Here is a 17517-nt window from a genome sequence, read left to right on the forward strand (position 1 = left end):
GCCGACGGGGGCCGAGTGAGCGCACCCCGCCAGAATGGGTGTCCAGCTACATATGCATGATGTCTTGCACATGTTTTCGCGTCAACATATATCTTCGCCGGTTCACGCATGCGGATAGGCTGGCCGCATGACGACGAAGCCCGGGTCGGGCGAGGGTGAGGACCTCCTGAACGCCGTGGGGCCGGCCTTCGGGCGGCTGCGGCGCTCCTCGCTGCTCGATGTCGAGGACCCGATCTCCCAGAAGGACCTCAGTCGGACGCTGGTCCTGCGGATCGTCCAGGATGTCACTGGTCAGGACGGCCACGAGGTGACCGTCGGAGCCGTCGCCGAGCACCTGGGCGTCGATCCCTCGGTGGGCAGTCGCATGGTGTCGGACTGCATCTCCGCCGGATATCTGGTCCGCGCCGCCTCCCAGCAGGACGGCCGCCGGACCGTCCTGCTCCTCAGCCCGGAGGGCGAGGACTTGATGGAGCGCTTCCGGCAGTACCAGCGTTCGGCCTTCGAGCAGATCACCGCCGACTGGCCCGACGGTGAGCGGCTGGAGTTCGCCCGCCTGATGGTGAAGTACGTCGAGTCCCAGGACGCCCTGCGTGCCCGCGTCCGCCGCACCCACCGCTGAACTCGGCCGCATCGTCAACGGCGGACCGCCCTCCTCGGCTTGACGTGCCGGCCCCGTGGGATGTCTACGATGAGGACATGAGCGGGAGCCTCCAGGTATCAGGTGCACATGCCTCGCAGTTGGCCGAGGGGGACGAACGGCTGGATGTCGCTGCCGGGATCCTTGCCCTGTTGGCCGACCGGACCCGGCTCGCGCTGCTGCAGCGGTTGAGCGAGGGGGAGGCCGATGTGACGACCCTGACCGAGGCGGCCGGTGCGGCGCGTCCGTCGGTGAGCCAGCACCTCGGAAAGCTGAGGCTGGCCGGGCTGGTGTCCACGCGCAAGGACGGGCGCCGGGTCGTGTACGCGCTGCGTCACGGGCACCTGCGGCGGCTGGTCCAGGAGGCGCTCAGTGCGGCCGGCCACCAGATCAGCGGACTGCCGCCGCACGACTGAGCCCCGCTGCGCCGCCTCCTGAGGCCTCTTGGGAGGCCTTTCGTGCCCAATGGGTGCACGCGTACGCACATGTTGTCCTATCCTGGAAGGGACCCCACCGGCCCGCGCCGCCCCGGCGCGCTCCGCACGAACGGAGTCCCCGATGCTGTCCGTCCTCCGTAATCGCACCTACCGGCACCTGTTCGTCGCCCAGGTCGTCGCCCTCGCCGGGACGGGCCTGGCCACCGTGGCACTGGGTCTGCTCGCCTACGATCTCGCCGGGGCCGAGGCCGGGTCGGTGCTCGGTACGGCGTTGGCGATCAAGATGGTCGCCTACGTCGGTATCGCCCCGGTCGTGGCCGCGCTCGCGCACCGGATCCCGCGCCGCCGGCTGCTGGTCGCCGCCGACCTGGCCCGTGCGGGCGTGGCGCTCGCGCTGCCGTTCGTCGGCTCGGTGTGGCAGGTCTACCTGCTGATCTTCGTTCTCCAGGCGGCCTCGGCCACCTTCACCCCGGCCTTCCAATCGGTGATCCCCGACGTGCTGCCCGAGGAGCGCGACTACACCCGGGCGCTGTCGCTGTCCCGGCTCGCCTACGACACGGAGACCCTGGTCAGTCCGGTGCTGGCAGCCGCGTTGCTGGCGCTGGTCGGGTACCGGTGGCTGTTCTGGGGGACGGTGGTCGGCTTCCTCGCCTCGGCGGTCCTCGTCGTCTCGGTGGTGCTGCCCGGTGCGGTCCTGGCGGCGCGGAGCAACCGCGACCCGGTCGATGCCGACGACGCCCGGGGAGTCGGCGCCCGTTCGGTCGCCGCACGCTCCCTGGCCGGGATCCGGCTCTTCCTCTCCGTGCCGCGGCTGCGGGCGCTGCTCGCCCTGGACCTCGCGGTGGCGGCCGGTGGCGCCATGGTGATCGTCAACACGGTCGTCTACGTCCGCGAGGAACTGGGCCGCTCGGCAGGCGACGTCCCGCTCGCTCTCGGCGCGTACGGCGGAGGCTCGATGCTGGTCGCGCTGCTGCTGCCCCGGGTGCTGGACCGGGTCGCCGACCGAACGGTGATGCTGCCGGCCGCCTTCGCCGTCGCGGGCCTGCTCGCCGTCCTGGCGGCCGTCACCACCGCGGGCGGCGGGGCGTGGCGCTGGCCCGCGCTGCTCGCCCTGTGGGCCGGACTCGGTGCGGCGGGTTCACTGATCCTGACGCCGGGCGGACGCCTGCTGCGGTCCGCCGTTCCACCGGCCGACCTTCCGGCGGCCTTCGCCGCGCAGTTCTCGCTCACTCACGTCTGCTGGCTGCTCGCGTACCCGCTGGCCGGCTGGCTCGGTGCCACCGCCGGGCTCCCCGCGGCCACGGTCGCGCTCGCCGTCCTCGCCCTGGTGTCGGCGGGCCTCGCAACCCGGGCCTGGCGCACCGGGGCCACCGTCGCCAGCCCTGTCGCCGGCCCTGCTGCCGGTCCTGTCGCCGGCCCGGTGGCGATCACCGTGACGGTTCGCCCTCACCGCCGCCAGGGACGTCGACCCGTCCACCGGCTCCCCCTGCACGCCCCGTCCGGCCGGGCCCTGGTCCGGCATCACCACCACCGTCACCCTGCGGCCCACTGACAAGGACCGCCCACTGCGCCCCCGGAAGCCTTCGCTCCCGGGGGCGCTAGACGTCCGGCCGCGCCCGGCCGCGCCCGGCCATGTCCGGACCCGCAGTCGGACCCGCGTCCGGCCTGTGTGCGCACCCCATGGTCCGGGTGACGTCCGGTCGTCGAAATCGTCGCTCCGAGCGGGGATTCCGGGTGGAGGTTCCGGCCGGGCGGCCGCGCGGGGCGGGGTGGTGCGCGCCAGTTCTCGGGTCGGCCTGTGAGCATCCGTGGCGGGTGGAAGACTCGGCAGGCCCGGCGGCCGGGTCGCCTCGTACGGTCCGCTGTGCCGACCAGGGAGGATGCGCCTTGATACCCGACCGGCGGCCGATTTCGGAATCGGGGTGGACCCAGGGCTCGCATGTTGATTCATGTTCGATATTGTTTGTTCATGTGGTTGAAGGGAAGCCCCAGGAGAGGGAGCACGTCATGGCCCCAACGGTGACCGACGCGGCCGGCCAGGCCGACGCGAGCGGGTCGGCAGCTGCGAACGGGACGAACGGCGCCGCCGCATCGTCCCGCCCGAACGCGCAGCCCGACGCAGGTGTTCAGGCCGACGCAAGCGCTCAGGCCGGTAGGAGTGCTCAGGCCGCTTCGAGCGGGCAGGCCGGTGCGACGACCAGGACGGTCACCGAACTGGCCGACGGCCGCGAACTGATCTACTACGACCGGGGCACGCCGCCCACCGGCCGGGCCGTTGCCGACCTGCGTCCGCTGGACGCCGCCGCGCCCTCCTCCGAGGTCCGGCAGGATCCGATGACCGGCGCCTGGGTGACCGTCGCCGCCCACCGCCAGGCGCGCACCTACCACCCGCCGGCCGACGAGTGCCCGCTCTGCCCCAGCCGCGAGGGCCGGTTGAGCGAGATCCCGGCCGGCGACTACCAGGTGGCCGTTTTCGAGAACCGCTTCCCCTCCCTCGCGGGCGACCCCGGCACCCACCCCGTGCCGCAGGCCCTCGACGACCCGCTGCACAGTCGCGGGCCGGGTGTCGGCCGGTGCGAGGTGGTGTGCTTCACCGCCGACCACGAGGCCTCCTTCGCCGATCTCGACGAGGACCGCGCCCGCCTGGTGCTGGACGCCTGGACCGACCGCACCGCCGAACTCTCCGCCCTGCCCGGTGTCCGGCAGGTCTACTGCTTCGAGAACCGGGGCACCGAGATCGGCGTCACCCTCGCCCACCCGCACGGCCAGATCTACGCGTTGCCGTTCGTCCCCCCGCGCACCGCCAAGATGATCGACCAGGCCGCCCGGTACCGCGCCGCCACCGGCCGCAACCTCTTCGACGACCTCGTCGCTGCCGAAAGAGCATCCGCCGGGCAACCGTCCGCCGAGCGCCCCGAGCACCCCGACGGCAGTCGGGTCGTGCTGGCGGGGGAGTACTGGACGGCCTTCGTGCCGTTCGCCGCCCGCTGGCCCTACGAGGTCCACCTCTTCCCCAACCGCCGGGTGCCCGACTTCACCGGGCTGAACGAGGACGAGCGCGCCGAGTTCCCCCGGATCTACCTCGACCTGCTGCGCCGCTTCGACCGGCTCTTCAGCGACGAGAACCGGAAGGTCCGCGCTCCCTACATCGCGGCCTGGCACCAGGCCCCGAACGGTCACGAGGACGAACTCGCCCTCCACCTGGAGCTGTTCACCGTCCGGCGGACGGCGGACAAGCTCAAGTACCTGGCGGGTACCGAGTCCGGCATGGAGGCGTTCATGAACGACGTCGCCCCGGAGTCCGCGGCCCGGCGGCTTCGCGAGGTCGGCTCCACCACCCCGGTCGCTGAGGCCGCCCCGGTCACCCCGACCGCCCCGACCACCCCGGCCACCCCGGCCGCTCCGGCCACCAAGACGACCGACGAGGAACCGCAGCGATGACCCCCACGCCCCCCACCTCCCCGTCCGCCGCCTTCGAGGAGCTCTACGGCCACGCCCCCGAGGGCGTCTGGGCGGCCCCCGGCCGGGTCAACCTGATCGGCGAACACACCGACTACAACGACGGGTTCGTCCTCCCGATCGCCCTCCCGCAGGCCGTCCGCGCCTACGCCCGCCGCCGCGCCGACGGCGTGCTGCGCCTCGCCTCGACCCGGGTCCCCGGCGAGGTCGTCGAACTGTCCGTCGACGGTCTGGCCCCGGGCGGCGTGTCCGGGTGGGCCGCGTACCCCGCCGCGGTCGTCTGGACGCTGCGCGAGGCGGGCCACGCGATCGGCGGCGCCGACGTCCTGCTCGACAGCGACGTGCCCGGCGGCGCCGGCCTCTCCTCCTCCGCCGCACTGGAGTGCGCGGTCGCGACCACCTACAACGACCTGTACGAACTCGGCCTGGAAGCAGCCGAGCTGGCCCTGATCGCGCAGCGGGCCGAGAACGACTTCGTCGGTGTCCCGTGCGGGATCATGGACCAGATGGCCTCGATGGCCTGCCGTGCCGGGACCGCCCTCCACCTGGACACGCGCGACCTCTCCGCCCGGTACGTCCCGCTCGACCTCGCGGGTTCGGGCCTCACCCTCCTGGTGCTCGACACCCGGGTGCAGCACGACCTCGCCGACGGCGCCTACGCCGCTCTTCGTGCCGGTTGCGAACGCGCCGCCGCGCTCCTGGGGCTGCCGGCGCTGCGCGACCTCGCCGCCGCCGACCTCCCCGCCGCCCTGGACCGACTGCCGGCCGAACTTGTCCCGCTGGTCCGGCACGTGGTGACCGAGAACGGCCGGGTCGAGCAGACGATGCGGGAGCTGGAGCAGCACGGTCCGGCGGCCCTCGGACCGATCCTCACCGCCGGGCACGCCTCCCTGCGCGACGACTACCGGACGTCCTGCCCGGAGACGGACCTCGCGGTCTCCGTCGCCGTCGCGGCCGGGGCGCTCGGCGCGCGGATGACCGGCGGCGGCTTCGGCGGCTCGGTGATCGCCCTGGCCCGGACGGCCGACGCGGACGCGGTGGCCAAGGCGGTCACCGAGGCTTTCCTGGCGGAGGGTTGGGCCGAGCCGCACGTCTACCGGGCCGTGTCCTCGGCAGGCGCCCGCCGGGAGTCCTGACCCGCGCCCCGCGCCGAGCCCCCCGACACCCCCCCGCCGCGGCCGCGCGACCTGGCCACGCCCCCGCCGACCCCCGGCGGGGGCGGACGCACGCCCGGGCGGCTCCGCCCTCCCGCCAGGGTGGTCCCGCCGGACCCAGGGTCGGAACGGGCCTGGTCCGCCCCTCCTTCCGGCGGCGAGGCTGGTCCCATGACCAATACCCACCGGAACACACCCGCCGCCATCGCCGGCGAGAGCGACCGCACCACCCAGGACCAGGACTTCGACGGCCGGACCGTGCTCGTCACCGGAGGCACGAGCGGCATGGGACTCGCCACCGCGCGGGTGCTGCTGGACCGCGGTGCCAACGTGGTGATCACCGGCCGCGACGACGCCCGCCTCGCCCGCGCCGAGGCCGGACTCGCCGCCGGTGAGCGGGTGTTCGCGGTGCGCGCCGACTCCGCCCGCCCGTCCGACCTGGCCCGGCTGACCGAGCGGGTGGGGGAGCGGTACGGCCACCTCCACGGTGTGTTCGCCAATGCCGGGGTCGGCGTCTTCGAGGCCCCGGCCGAGGTGACCGAGGAGAGCTTCGACCGCACCGTGGACGTCAACTTCAAGGGCGTGTTCTTCACCGTCCAGCACGCCCTTCCGCTGCTGGAGCAGGCCCCGGGCGGCGGCGCCGCGATCGTCCTCAACGCCTCCTGGACCCTGCACCGGGGCCTGCCCAACGCCCCGGTGTACGCGGCGACCAAGGCCGCCGTGCACAACCTGGCCCGCACCCTCGGCAGCGACTTCGCCGGGCGCGGCATCCGGATCAACTCGGTCAGCCCGGGCTACATCGTCACCGAGATGTTCCACGAGGTGATCACCGAACCGGAGCAGCAGGAAGCCGTGCGGGCGCAGGTGCCGATCGGGCGTCTGGGCGAGGCGGCGGACGTCGCCGAGACCGTCGCCTTCCTGCTCTCGCCCCGGGCCGCGTACATCACCGGCCAGGACATCGTGGTGGACGGCGGCGTGGTGGCGGTCGCGAACTCCTGGTGACGCCAGGAAGCCCCGACGCCCCGACGTCCCGACGTCCCGGCGTCCCGACGCCTGGACACGAGGCCCCCGGCCGTCCCCCCGGCCGTCCCCCCGGCCGTCCCCCGGCCCGGCCCGGTCTGCCTGGTCCTGCCAGGACCAGGCAGACCGGGCGCCGAACGGACAGAATGACCGCATGAGCGCGAACCGAACGAGCCGCCCCGCCCCCACCTCCGGCGCCGCCGCAGGTGCTGTCACCGGCACCCCGAGCGGCCTCGCCGAGTTCCTGCGCACCCGCCGCTCCCGGCTCCGGCCCGAGGACGTGGACCTCCCCGACTTCGGCGGCCGCCGCCGGGTGGCGGGCCTGCGCCGCGAGGAACTCGCCCAACTCGCCGGTGTCAGCGTCGACTACTACACCCGGCTCGAACAGGGTCGGGTCGGCAACCCGTCCGACGCCGTGCTCGACGCGGTCGCCCGCGCGCTGCGCCTCGACCCCGAGGAGGCCGGCCACCTGCACCGCCTCGCCCGCACCCGCCAGGACCGCGCCCGCCCCGGTCGCGGCAGGGGTCCCGCCGCCCCGCAGCAGGTCCGGCCGTCGATGGCCCGGCTGCTCGACGCGATGCCCGACGTCCCGGCCGTGGTCATGGGCCGCCGGATGGACATCCTGGCCTGGAACAGCGCCGCCGTCGCCCTCTTCGGCGACTACGGGACGCTCGCCCCCACCGAACGGAACATCGCCCGGATCACCTTCCTCGACCCGGCCTCGCGCACCCTCTACGACGACTGGGTGGCCTGCGCGCGCGAGAACGTCGCCTTCCTCCACCTGGAGGCCGGCCGCCGCCCCGACGACCCCCGGCTCGCCGAACTGATCGGCGAACTCTCCGTGCGCAGCCAGGAGTTCCGCCACTGGTGGGCGGAGCACCCGGTCCGCGACAAGACCTCCGGCCACAAGGTGTTCCACCACCCGCTGGTCGGCCGGATGGAGCTGGTCTACGACACCCTCCGCTCCGCCGACGACCCCGACCAGGCCCTGGTCACCTACACCGCAGACCCGGGGAGTCCTTCCGAGGACGCCCTGCGGATGCTCATCTCCTGGGAGGCGGACCGTGTCGTCCGGCCCGGCCGGGCGCCGTCCGGCGGATCCTGACGGAACTCGGCCGGCTCCGGTGCCAATGGGCCACCGGGTCACCGGGCCGCGCGGGGTCCGGCCCCGTCGTCGAGCCGTCGTGGAGCCGTCGTGGAGCCGTCGTCGAGCCGCTGCGCGGCAGGTGCCCCGACCCGACGACCCCGGTGCGACGGGCCCTCTACGCTGGAGCGATGCTGCTCCCGAGCGTTCCGCGCACCCGCCTGCGTCCCGCCGACCGGCCGGCCGTCGGCACCCCCTTCGGCCCGCTGACCTTCGGCACGACCCTCGGGAACACCGTCCTCCCCCCTTTGCCCGAGGAGCTCTTCGAGCTGCCGAGCGGTTGCACGGTGGCCCGCTGGGTCCGTCCTGCGGCCCGCGTCGAGCTGCTGCTGACCCCGTACGACCCCGACCTCGACCCCGAGTACTGGGAGCCGCTGACCGACTGTCGTGCGGCGGTCTGGCGGATCGACGTCCTGGCGCCGATCGGCCGGGTGCGGTTCTCGGCGGAGCTGCCGGCGCGGCTCCCGGAGGGTGCCGTCGCGGACTGGAACGGCGGGCAGGCGCTGGCCGCGATCACGGTGGAGGACGATCACACCCGGCTCACCGTCGGCGGCAACGACGAGGAGGCGATCTGCGGCGCGGCCCTCGTGGGCGAGGCGCCCCGGCGCTGGACGGCGCTGGCCGACGAGGTGTACGCCCGCTCGTTCACCACCTGGGGAGTGGACTTCGGCAACCACCACGGCATGTCCTGGACGCTTCCCCCGCTGCAGCCGGGCGACCACTGCGAACTCCCGGTGGTGGCCGCCTGGGCCCCGGCCGAAGCCGCGGAGAGATGCGCGAACACCTGGTCCGCCGTCATGCCGTCACCGACGGTGCTGCTGCGCCACGTCACCACCCGGCCGACGCACCGGGCCGATGCCCACTCGGCAGGCTGATCGCGGTCACCGGGTGCGGTGCGACCGCCGGTTCGAGCAACGACAGCGTCCGCCGCCGTGCGTCCAGGCCGACGCGGATGCCCACCGGCATCGGCAGGTTCGGCCCGGCACGCCCGAAGTCCACCTGGCCCAGGACCGGGATGTCACGGTCGCCGAGGACATCGAGGACCAGCCCGGACAGGGCCGGGGAGGCGCCGGGTCCGAGTCCCCCGATCTCGCGCGGAACGCCCACGACCATGCCGGCGATCCGGTCGAGAATGCCGCTGTGCCGCATCACCTGGAGGTAGCTCCACACGTACGAGGCCAGGCCGCCCGTCTCCTACCGGAAGAGCACCGCGCCGTCGAACCGCTCGAACGACAGCGCGAACGGCGTCGCCTGCGCCAGCACGATGCGGTTGATCACCCCGCCGATCAGCGGGCCCTCGACCCGGCCGGGACGCCATCACTCCCAGCACGGGCCGGTGGGCAGCGTGCCGATCGCCTCGGTGCTGGTGAGCAACTTGCCGTAGAGCGAATCGAGTTCCGCTCTGCGCGTCGCCGGCAGGGACTGCCGGCTGCCGTCGAAGCCGGCGCCGGCCATGTCGGCGTGGAACCCGACCAGCCCCGTGCGCGCGTGGAGCACCAGGTGCAGCAGTGAGATGTCGCTGTAGCCGAGGATCGGCTTCGGGTCGGCCCTGACCGCCTCGATGTCGATCAGGTCGAGGTAGCCGAGCGCCGTCTGCGCGCCGTCACTGGCGACGATCGCGCGCACCTCGGGGTCGCGCAGCAGGCCGTTGAGCTCCCCGGCGATCTCCGCCGGAGCCGCCGCGCTCCACCAGTGCTGCTGTCCCGCCCGGAGGAGCGGAGCCCGGCGCACACGGAATCCCGTCCGTTCGAGCACGGCCACCGTGTGCTGGACGTCGGGTTCGTACTCCGCGGGAAGAGAGCCGGACAGCGAGGCGATCACCACGAGGTCCCCGGGCCTCAGGGCACGCGGTCGAAGCGGATGCGGGCGCAGTGGATGCGGTCGGAGCGGATGCGGCAGCGCGGGACCGGTCACGGCGCCAGTGCCGCCGGTACCACTGGCGGGGTCAGGCGGTTTTCGACGGGCGCTCCTTCGGCCGGTAGTCGGTCCCCGCGGCCTCGATGTGCGCCAGCAGCGCCGACCCCGCGTAGGAGACCTCCAGGTCGACGACGACCTCCTCGTCCTCCCAGCGGCCGTGCTCCGAGATGACGAGGCCGATCAGCGCCACGTCGCCCGCCCGGCCCCGCGCCTCGTACTGCTCGATCGTCTCGCCCCGCAGCCCGTCGTCCGGGTCGTCGCGCTCCCAGGCGTCCACCGCTGCCTGCGCCACGGCCCGGGGCAGTCGTACCGTCACCCGGCCGACCTGGGCGTGGACGTGCTCGCCGATCGCGGCCAGTACCTTCGCTTCCTCCCGGTACACGGCGTACCGCTCCTCATTCACCATGGGGGTGACGCTACTCGGACCGCCCGACCCGGCTCGACCGAATTCCACGGTCCGGCCGGAGCCCACCGGCCCGGCGGGCGCGGGACCATCGGCCCGCCCGGATCCACCCGTCCGGCCCTGGCGGTCCGCCCGGCCCGAGGAGTGGGATGGAGGTGTGACCGGGGCCCGGGGGGTCGGGAAGCGGCTCCGGCGGCACGAAGGGCAGGAGCACGAACATGAAGGCCGCCGTCGTCCACGACTTCACCCAGCCGCTCGTGATCGAGGACCGTCCGGTCCCGGAGCCGGGCCCGCACCAGGTGCGGGTGCGGCTCGAGGCATCCGGCCTGTGCCACACCGACATCCACGCCGCGCACGGAGACTGGCCGGTCCGGCCCACCCCGCCGTTTGTGCCAGGCCACGAGGGCGTCGGCATCGTCGAGGCGGCGGGCGCCGAGGTCCGGCACGTCCGGGTCGGCGAGCGGGTGGCGATCCCGTGGCTCGCCGACGCCTGCGGCCGCTGCGACCACTGCGTCTCCGGCTGGGAGACCCTCTGCGTCCACCAGCACAACAGCGGCTACTCCGTCGACGGCGCCTACGCCGAGCAGGCCCTCGCCCACGGCGACTACGTCGTTCCCGTCCCCGACGGCATCGACCCGCTGGACGCGGCCCCGCTCTCCTGCGCCGGCGTCACCACCTACAAGGCCCTCAAGGTCTCCGGGGCCGGCCCCGGCACCCGCGTCCTGGTCTCCGGCATCGGCGGCCTCGGCCACCTCGCCCTCCAGTACGCCCGACTGTCGGGCGCCGAGACCATCGCCGTCGACGTCACCGACGACAAGCTCGCCCTGGCCCGCGAACTCGGCGCCGACCACGTCCTCGACGCCCGGGTCCAGGACGTCGCCGCCGAGGTCCGGAAGCTCGGCGGCGCCCACGCCGCGATCGCCCTCGCCGTCAGCAACGCCTCGTTCCAGGCCGCCTACGCCTCGCTGCGCCGCGGCGGCACCCTCGTCCTGGTCGCCCTGCCCGCCGAGGGCCGGCTCGAACTCCCGGTCTTCGACACCGTCCTGAACGGCACCCGGGTGATCGGCTCCATCGTCGGCACCCGCCAGGACCTCGCCGAGGTCTTCCGCCTCCACGCCCTCGGCCGCACCCGCGTCATCCGCGAGACCCGCCACCTCGCCGACGTCAACACCTGCTTCGACGAGGTCCTCTCCGGCAGGACCCCCGCCCGCCTGGTCTTCGACCTCCGCTGACGACCCCACCCACCACCGCCCGCCCCGTCGTTCGCCGCCGCCCACCCCCGTCGACCGGGGGCGGGCGGCGGCGTCTCCGGACCCTCCCGTGACCTGCGCCGATGCACAGAACGGGACACGTCCGGCGTCCGCGAAAACGGGATTGCCAGCCGGGATCGCCACGCACTAACGTTCGACCGCGCACCGATCGTCGAAGCGCGCCCACGTCATCTGACGCGTGATCGGAACGCGCACCACACTCGGACAAATCCCCTCGTTCACGTCGGTGCCGGCGGACAGTCGGCGATCGGCCGCGGACCGAGGGGTCCCTGCTGCGAAGGCGAACTGACACCTCATGCGAGAAACCCGCTCATCCGCGCCGCCGCGCGGCCGGTCGGCTCGGCACCTGGCGCCGTTGCTCGCGATCGGCCTCGTGCTGGCGGCCCCGGGCGCCGCGTTCGCGGACCCGGGCGCGACCCCGGCGCCGACCGACACTGCGGCCGGAACTCCGACCGGCGCGCCCACGGGTGTGCCGACCGGTGTGCCGACCAGCACCCCGACCAGTACCCCGACCGGGGCTCCGGCCGTTGCTCCGACGGCTCAGGAGGCCGCACCGACGGCCGCACCGACGGCCGCCCAGGCCCAGGCCCAGGCTCCGGCCCCGGCCCAGGCCGCGGACGGGCCCGGCCCCTCCGCCCCCAGCAAGCTGTCCGTCAAGCCGCAGCCCGTGGGCCAGGCCGACGACGGCTGCGGAGCCGGCGCGCCCGGCTGGATCGGTCGGACCGTTCCCCTGGCCGACGGCACGTCCGACGTCACCCTGTCCGCCTGGAGCGGCACCGCGCAGCCCGGCGTCGGCACCGTCACCGTCGGCTTCCGGGTGTGGGACATCACGGCCGGCGAGTCCGGCGACACCGGTGGCGTCACGCGGACCAGCCAGACCGTCGTCGGCACCGGAGGCTGGGGCGAGGCCACCGTCGGCCGCGCGCTCGCGGACGGTCACCAGTACGGCTGGAACGCCTGGACCACCGGCGGCGGAGTCAACAGCCCGGTGACGGCGGACTGCGCTTTCAAGGTCGACCTCTCCGCACCGACGCCCGCGTCCATCGCGCCCTCGACGGTGTTTCCGCCGACGGGCAGCGGGGCCACGTCCACCGGCCGCGCCGGTGACCCCGGCATCACCGTCCGAGTCACCAGCAAGGACCCGGTGCCGAGCGGTTGCGCCGGCGGCTGCCTCGCCAGTGGCGTCCGTGAGTTCCGGTACACCATCAACGTCGGTTGGCCCGGCGTCACCGGCACCGTCCCCGCCTCCTTCGCCGCAGACGGTACCGCGTACGCCGATGTCCCGATCAGTGTGGGGGCCGACGACTGGGGCTCGCACCAGTTGGTGGTCAGCGCTGTCGACGGAGCCGGCAACTCCGATCCGCGGATCTCCAGTTACAACTACTACGCCCCGTGGAGGGACCGCCCGGACGTGGCCGGCGACGTCGACGTCGACGGCGTGCCCGACTTCCTGGCTCCGGCGGCCGACGGTTCGCTGGTGCTGTTCCGGGGTGGCAGCGGCGGCGCGTCCGAGCCGGAGACGGTGTCCCCGGCCGCGAGCAGCCCCATGCACGACAACTGGAACAACTACCTGCTGGCCCACCGCGGGGCCGTCGTCGGGCAGGGCGACTCGCTCTTCGTCTATCACAAGGAAACCAAGCAGCTTCTCGTCTACGCCAACGACGGGAACGCGACGCCGAACCCGGTGTTCGGTCGCTTCACCCGCGACGTCGGTCCAGTGGGCGGCCAGACCTACTGCCGCACCAAGGGCATCGACGGCACCTGGGACCACATCACCCGGATGACCGCTGTACGGCGGGGTACCGGGGGGACCGGCCTGATCACCGTTGAGCAGGGTCACCTGCGGTACTACTACAGCATGCGCAGCAACGACAGCCGGTGTTTCGACGCCGGTGTCGAACTCGGCGCCCCCGGCGACGACTGGAGCGGCTTCACCCTGATGTACCCGGGCGACATCGGCGGGGTCCCCACCCTCTGGGTGCGTGACACCGTGACCGGCGCCGTCGCGAGCCTGGTCCTGCCGTTCGACCCCAACGGCAAGGTCCTGAGCGGCTTCACGCCGCTGCCGCTGCCCGCCCACAAGCCCCTGGTCTCCGCACTCCCGGGCGACGGCGGCACGAGCCTGTGCGCCGACATCGACCACGGCCGCACCGGCAACGGCACCGCCGCCGTGCTGGCGGCCTGCTCGGACCAGGGTGCGGCGTCCAGCCAGGCGTTCACCCTCGGCACCGACGGTTCGGTGCACGTCCTCGGCAAGTGCCTGGACGTCACGGACGCGCTCACCGAGAGCGGTTCGCCGGTCAACCTGTGGGACTGCAACAACACCCCGGCCCAGAAGTGGGTCGCCGGTCCCCACCCGGGCACGCTGATGAACCCGAACGCCGCCAAGTGCCTCGACGCGCCCGGTACTGCCGGACCCGGCACCCACCTGGTGATCGGCGACTGCCAGGACACGGCGAGCGACCGGTGGACGGCCCCCGCCACCCACACCGTGCTGCCGCTCGGGCTCGCCGCCGGTGCCGCCCCGCTGGTGGACTCGCCCGGTGACTTCGACGCGGACGGTCACGCCGACCTCGTTGTCGCCTTCGCCGACGGCCGCAAGGTGCGCTACCCGGGCCTCGCCCCGGAGGGCGACCAGCCGCGCTTCGGTGAGCCGCGGGCGCTCTCGGCCCAGCCCGCCGGTTACAACATCGGTTCCATCCACGCCCAGGGCCGCTGCCTCGACAACTACGGTGCGTCGAACAACAGCGCGCTCCGGCTGTACGACTGCTGGAACGGCGCCAGCCAGGACTTCTGGTTCGCCTCCGACGGCACCCTGCGCACCGGCGGCCGCTGCGTCGGCGTCGAGGACGACCGGACCGACTGGGGCGCACCGGTCGTGATCACGGACTGCCGGACCGCCGGCGGCCAGATCTGGACCTTCCGCGAGGACGGCTCGATCTACAACCCTGCCTCCGACAGCTGCCTGGAACTGCCGGGCTGGAACGACGCCAACGGCACCGCGGTGGGCATCTGGCAGTGCTACGGCAACGCCAACCAGCGCTGGACGCTGACCCCGAACACCGCCTGACCGTAACGCCGATACGCCCCCGGGCCCGCGACGCACTCCGCGTCGCGGGCCCGCGGGCGTTTTCCCGGGGCCCGGGCCGTTCGCGCGCCGACCGTGCTCCCGTTGCACGCGGTCGGGCGTGTCCGCGTTATGGCCCTCAACTCGTGGTCACGCCTAGCATGTCGAGGGGGAGCACTTGGGGGAGTGATGAACGAACTCTTCACGACGCTCGACCGGGCCGCCGGGCGCACCGCCGCCGGACCGGGGCTGGACGGTCTGGTGGGCGGGCTGCTGGCGGAGGTGGCGGACGGCAGACGGGTGCTGCGGGCGGTGGACCATCCGCTGGGGTTCTACTGCCTGCCGGTGCTGCGCGAGGGTGTGCTCGGGGTGTGCGTGCACGTCTTCGACCCGGTCAGGGCCGCCGGGCGGCGCGAGATCCACTGCCACAGCTGGGAGCTGAAGAGCAGCGTGCTGTACGGGCGGATCGGCAACCAACGGGTCGGCGTGCACGACGAGTCCGACCGGCCGAGCCACCGGGCCTTCGAGGTGTACAGCGACGCGGCCGCCGGGGTGGACGAGGTCCGGCCGACACCGCGGCTGGTCCGCTGGGAGCCGCTGGGCGAGGAGGTCAGCGCGCGGGGCGAGACGTACACCCTGGGGGCGGGTGAGTTCCACGTCACGGCGCTGCCGGACGACGAGCCCGCCGCCACGGTGGTGCTGGGCCGTACCGTGCCGGGCCCGTTGGACGTGGTGCTGGGGCCGGTGGACGGGGGAGCCCGACGGGTGGTGCGGCGTTTGTGCGACGTGGACCGGACGGCCCGGATCGCCGGGGAGGCGGCGAGGAGGATCGGTGGACGGGACGACGGCGGCCCCGGGTGACGGGGCGGGCGGGTTCGCCGAGGAGTGCCGGGTGGCGGTGGAGGCCGCCGAGGCGGCGGGCGCGCTGCTGAGGTCGCGCTTCCCGGGCGCCCCGGGCGCCCCGCGGGGCGCCTTCCGGGTGGACACCAAGGGCACGGACGGCGATGTGGTCACCGAACTCGACCTGCTCGCCGAGGAGCTGGTCGTCGGCCGGCTGGCCGGGAGCTTCCCCGCCGACCGGATCCGGGCCGAGGAGGGCGGTGAGCGCGCCGGCCCGCCCGGTTCCCGCCGGACCTGGCTGGTCGACCCGCTGGACGGCAGCAACAACGTGGTCGTCGGCCTGCCCGCGTACGTGGTCGGCATCGCGTTGTGCGTGGACGACGAGCCGGTGCTCGGGGTGGTGCACGACCCGGTGGTGGGCCGCACCTGGCGGGCCGTGCGCGGCGCGGGGGCCCACGGTCCCGGCGGGCGTCTGCGCGTACCGGCCCGGCCGCCCGCCGCCGGACGCCCGGTGCTCGGCTGGACGCAGGGGCACGGGGTGGGCGGTGACCCGGTGGCGCGGACGCTCAAGGCCGCGCTGGAGGACGGCTCCCGCCGGGTGCTCCAGCTCTGGGCGCCGCTGCTCACCTGGGCCCTGCTGGCCGACGGACTGATCGACGGCTTCGTCGGCTACCGGGCGGAGGAGATCGACCTGCCGGCCGGCTGTCTGCTGGCCACCGAGGCCGGGGTGGCGGTGCGGGGGCTGGACGGCGGGCCGTTCAGCCCCCGCACCGGGCAGCCGGAGACGGCCCGCAGTTATGTCGCGGGCCGTCCGGAGCTGCTGCCGTACCTGCTCGGTCTGGTTGCCGGAGGTCCGGTTGCCGGAGCCGGCTGACGAACGGCGCTCGGTCGGGTTCTCACGCCGTCAGCGCCAGCGCCGCCGTCGCCAGCGCGACGCCGCCGACCGCCAGCACCGCGCTCGCCCCGGCCACCCCCCGCAGCGGCACCCGCAGGCCGGCCGACCGGCAGCGCTCGTACCAGAGCAGGGTGGCCAGCGAGGCCCAGGGGGCCACCAGCGGGCCGACGTTGGTGCCGATCAGCAGCGCCAGCAGCTGGGTGTGGTTGCCCGCCGGCACCGCGGCCTCCCCGGCCAGGTAGACCGGGAGGTTGTTCAGCAGGTTGGACAGGCCCGCGCCGACCGCCGAGGCCCGGAACAGGCCGAGGGTGCCGCCGTCGGTACCGATCGCGTCGGCGAGCAGCCGGTGCAGCCCGTGCGCGTCCACGGTCTGCACCACCAGGAACATGCCGGGCACCATCACCAGCAGCCGCCACGGGATCAACGAGGCCCGCAGCGCCTCCGGCCGTCGCAGGGCGAAGGCCGCCACCACGACGGCCGCCGCCGCGCCCGAGGCCACCCAGAGCGGGACGACCGCCGCCAGGCTGGCCACCAGGAAGCCCGCGCAGGCCAGCGCGCAGATCCGGAACAGCACCCGGTCCCCGGGCCGGTGGGCCGCCGGTGGCCGGTAGTCGTCCGCGCCGCGCCGTCCGCGCCGCCAGTAGAACGCCCACAGGCAGGCCATGGTGGCCAGCAGCGCGGCCAGTTGCGGCGCCCACATGGCCCGGGCCAGGCCGGCCGGGGAGAGCGCGACCCGGTCGGCGGCCAGCAGGTTGGTGAGGTTGGAGACCGGCAGCAGCAGGCTCGCCGTGTTGGCCAGCCAGACCGTGGTCATGGCCAGCGGCAGCGGGGCGATGCCGACCCGGGTGGCGAGCGCGAGCATGACGGGCGTCAGCAGCACGGCCGTGGTGTCGAGGTTGAGCACCGTGGTGGTCAGCGCCGCGAAGCCGACACAGAGCAGGAACAGCGCGGGATAGCTGCCCCGCCCGGCCCGTGCCACCCAGGCCGCGACCACGTCGAACACCTCGGCGGCACTGGTCAGCTCCGCGAGCACGATCACCGAGCCGAGGAAGGCAAGCAGCGGCACGATCCGCTGGAAGGCCGACCCGGCGGCGTCCGTCGGGAGGAGCCCGGTGGCGAGGAAGAGCAGGCCGCAGGCGAGCAGCCCCGCCGCCAGCAGGTCCAGGGGATGAAGCCGTTTGACGGCGGGCCGGTACGCGAACACGGACGTCAGGGTCGCACACGAGGGGTTTCGGGTCGAGGCCGCCGTGCGAACATCCGGCCACCGGTCGAC

Annotated in this window: 16 protein-coding genes; 12 read left to right on the top strand and 4 right to left on the bottom strand. The window is 74.1% G+C overall.

All coding sequences use genetic code 11. From position 1 onward, the window contains the following. The first annotated feature begins 127 nt into the window (after positions 1 to 127). The 8 genes from ACIPYS_RS23980 to ACIPYS_RS24015 all read left to right on the top strand — a co-directional run bounded on the left by ACIPYS_RS23980 (position 128) and on the right by ACIPYS_RS24015 (position 8726). Positions 128 to 619: a MarR family winged helix-turn-helix transcriptional regulator gene (locus ACIPYS_RS23980; protein ID WP_400749291.1), complete on the top strand. Its 492-nt coding sequence runs from the start codon at positions 128 to 130 to the stop codon at positions 617 to 619. Between the two features lie 77 nt (positions 620 to 696). Next, complete coding sequence (locus ACIPYS_RS23985; RefSeq protein ID WP_400749294.1) at positions 697 to 1053, top strand: ArsR/SmtB family transcription factor; 357 nt, start codon at positions 697 to 699, stop codon at positions 1051 to 1053. 142 nt (positions 1054 to 1195) lie between these two features. Beyond that, entirely contained in the window at positions 1196 to 2626 is a 1431-nt protein-coding gene (locus ACIPYS_RS23990) for an MFS transporter (protein ID WP_400749297.1), read from the top strand. A gap of 455 nt (positions 2627 to 3081) precedes the next feature. Further along, the gene (gene galT / locus ACIPYS_RS23995) at positions 3082 to 4515 is read left to right on the top strand and encodes a galactose-1-phosphate uridylyltransferase (protein ID WP_400749300.1); all 1434 of its coding nucleotides are present in this window, start codon (positions 3082 to 3084) and stop codon (positions 4513 to 4515) included. After that, positions 4512 to 5669 carry a galactokinase gene (gene galK, locus ACIPYS_RS24000; RefSeq protein ID WP_400749303.1) on the top strand — a complete coding sequence of 386 codons (1158 nt, stop codon included), beginning with the start codon at positions 4512 to 4514 and terminating at the stop codon, positions 5667 to 5669. The genes galT and galK overlap by 4 nt, the downstream gene beginning before the upstream one ends. 189 nt (positions 5670 to 5858) lie before the next feature. Next, positions 5859 to 6689 (top strand): SDR family NAD(P)-dependent oxidoreductase, encoded by an 831-nt coding sequence (locus ACIPYS_RS24005; protein ID WP_400749305.1) that lies wholly within the window; start codon positions 5859 to 5861, stop codon positions 6687 to 6689. Between the two features lie 172 nt (positions 6690 to 6861). Next, entirely contained in the window at positions 6862 to 7812 is a 951-nt protein-coding gene (locus tag ACIPYS_RS24010) for a helix-turn-helix domain-containing protein (protein ID WP_400749308.1), read from the top strand. A 170-nt stretch (positions 7813 to 7982) separates the two neighbouring features. Then, positions 7983 to 8726: a hypothetical protein gene (locus ACIPYS_RS24015; protein ID WP_400749311.1), complete on the top strand. Its 744-nt coding sequence runs from the start codon at positions 7983 to 7985 to the stop codon at positions 8724 to 8726. On the opposite strand, the gene ACIPYS_RS24020 is transcribed toward ACIPYS_RS24015, so the two are convergent. The 3 genes from ACIPYS_RS24020 to ACIPYS_RS24030 form a co-directional block, all read right to left on the bottom strand. Beyond that, a complete protein-coding gene (locus ACIPYS_RS24020; protein WP_400749313.1) occupies positions 8680 to 9021 on the bottom strand; it encodes a hypothetical protein in 342 nt (113 codons plus the stop codon). The two genes, ACIPYS_RS24015 and ACIPYS_RS24020, sit on opposite strands and share 47 nt — an antisense overlap. Before the next feature lie 147 nt (positions 9022 to 9168). Further along, complete coding sequence (locus tag ACIPYS_RS24025) at positions 9169 to 9672, bottom strand: LD-carboxypeptidase (RefSeq protein WP_400749316.1); 504 nt, start codon at positions 9670 to 9672, stop codon at positions 9169 to 9171. Positions 9673 to 9796: 124 nt separating this feature from the next. Next, on the bottom strand, positions 9797 to 10174 hold the full coding sequence (locus ACIPYS_RS24030; RefSeq protein WP_400749319.1) for a hypothetical protein: 378 nt from the start codon (positions 10172 to 10174) through the stop codon (positions 9797 to 9799). Positions 10175 to 10389: 215 nt separating this feature from the next. On the opposite strand from ACIPYS_RS24030, the gene ACIPYS_RS24035 reads away from it, so the two are divergent. The 4 genes from ACIPYS_RS24035 to ACIPYS_RS24050 all read left to right on the top strand — a co-directional run bounded on the left by ACIPYS_RS24035 (position 10390) and on the right by ACIPYS_RS24050 (position 16223). Then, positions 10390 to 11403, top strand: coding sequence for a zinc-dependent alcohol dehydrogenase (locus ACIPYS_RS24035; RefSeq protein ID WP_400749322.1), 1014 nt, complete (start codon positions 10390 to 10392; stop codon positions 11401 to 11403). A gap of 394 nt (positions 11404 to 11797) precedes the next feature. After that, a complete protein-coding gene (locus ACIPYS_RS24040) occupies positions 11798 to 14512 on the top strand; it encodes a ricin-type beta-trefoil lectin domain protein (protein ID WP_400749325.1) in 2715 nt (904 codons plus the stop codon). 186 nt (positions 14513 to 14698) lie between these two features. Next, complete coding sequence (locus ACIPYS_RS24045) at positions 14699 to 15370, top strand: hypothetical protein (RefSeq protein ID WP_093863085.1); 672 nt, start codon at positions 14699 to 14701, stop codon at positions 15368 to 15370. After that, on the top strand, positions 15342 to 16223 hold the full coding sequence (locus ACIPYS_RS24050) for an inositol monophosphatase family protein (protein ID WP_400749328.1): 882 nt from the start codon (positions 15342 to 15344) through the stop codon (positions 16221 to 16223). Before ACIPYS_RS24045 ends, ACIPYS_RS24050 begins: the two co-directional genes overlap by 29 nt. Positions 16224 to 16245: 22 nt before the next feature. Here the strand turns inward: ACIPYS_RS24050 and ACIPYS_RS24055 are convergent, their stop codons facing one another. After that, positions 16246 to 17448 (bottom strand): SLC13 family permease, encoded by a 1203-nt coding sequence (locus ACIPYS_RS24055; RefSeq protein ID WP_231977937.1) that lies wholly within the window; start codon positions 17446 to 17448, stop codon positions 16246 to 16248. Positions 17449 to 17517: the final 69 nt, after the last annotated feature.

Origin of the sequence: Kitasatospora sp. NPDC089913 (assembly GCF_044748625.1) — a bacterium.
In the GTDB taxonomy this organism is placed as follows: Bacteria; Actinomycetota; Actinomycetes; order Streptomycetales; family Streptomycetaceae; genus Kitasatospora.

Bases quoted from the DNA above. Each gene is read 5' to 3' on its own strand.
- ACIPYS_RS23980 (WP_400749291.1), top strand. From the start codon at position 128: ATGACGACGAAGCCCGGGTCGGGCGAGGGTGAGGACCTCCTGAACGCC.
- ACIPYS_RS23985 (WP_400749294.1), top strand. From the start codon at position 697: ATGAGCGGGAGCCTCCAGGTATCAGGTGCACATGCCTCGCAGTTGGCC.
- ACIPYS_RS23990 (WP_400749297.1), top strand. From the start codon at position 1,196: ATGCTGTCCGTCCTCCGTAATCGCACCTACCGGCACCTGTTCGTCGCC.
- galT (WP_400749300.1), top strand. From the start codon at position 3,082: ATGGCCCCAACGGTGACCGACGCGGCCGGCCAGGCCGACGCGAGCGGG.
- galK (WP_400749303.1), top strand. From the start codon at position 4,512: ATGACCCCCACGCCCCCCACCTCCCCGTCCGCCGCCTTCGAGGAGCTC.
- ACIPYS_RS24005 (WP_400749305.1), top strand. From the start codon at position 5,859: ATGACCAATACCCACCGGAACACACCCGCCGCCATCGCCGGCGAGAGC.
- ACIPYS_RS24010 (WP_400749308.1), top strand. From the start codon at position 6,862: ATGAGCGCGAACCGAACGAGCCGCCCCGCCCCCACCTCCGGCGCCGCC.
- ACIPYS_RS24015 (WP_400749311.1), top strand. From the start codon at position 7,983: ATGCTGCTCCCGAGCGTTCCGCGCACCCGCCTGCGTCCCGCCGACCGG.
- ACIPYS_RS24030 (WP_400749319.1), bottom strand. From the start codon at position 10,174: ATGGTGAATGAGGAGCGGTACGCCGTGTACCGGGAGGAAGCGAAGGTA.
- ACIPYS_RS24035 (WP_400749322.1), top strand. From the start codon at position 10,390: ATGAAGGCCGCCGTCGTCCACGACTTCACCCAGCCGCTCGTGATCGAG.
- ACIPYS_RS24045 (WP_093863085.1), top strand. From the start codon at position 14,699: ATGAACGAACTCTTCACGACGCTCGACCGGGCCGCCGGGCGCACCGCC.